We start from the raw sequence: 312 nt of genomic DNA, 5'->3' as shown, positions 1-312 counted from the left end.
ATCGCCGTGGGTACTACTACAGGTTTCAATATACCATTTGCCATTTTTTTTAAAGCCATGATTAACCAGAATTGCAAACGGTGCCTGTTCATCATTTTTAGACGGCAGAAAGCGAATAACTGCCTGACCATTACCTGCATTATCCAGTTTCAGTTTCCATTCGCCTTTATCTTCTGAGCTAAAGCCTTTATTACCATTCAGTTTTGCCATCTGTGCTGCCAGTTCTGCGGTTGATTTACGTTTAAACATATGTATATCTCCTTCTTAAAGTTAAACAAAATTATTTCTAGAGGGGAATTGTTATCCGCTCAC

General features: G+C 38.5%; 1 pseudogene. It reads right to left on the bottom strand.

Annotation, left to right across the window (positions count from 1 at the left end):
• Positions 1–249, bottom strand: a pseudogene (locus SB719_RS19465) (single-stranded DNA-binding protein); the annotation flags it as partial.
• Positions 250–312: the final 63 nt, after the last annotated feature.

This window comes from Pantoea sp. SIMBA_079 (assembly GCF_046940275.1).
In the GTDB taxonomy this organism is placed as follows: domain Bacteria; phylum Pseudomonadota; class Gammaproteobacteria; order Enterobacterales; family Enterobacteriaceae; genus Pantoea; species Pantoea borealis.
This window is presented reverse-complemented; position numbering and strand designations above follow the sequence as displayed.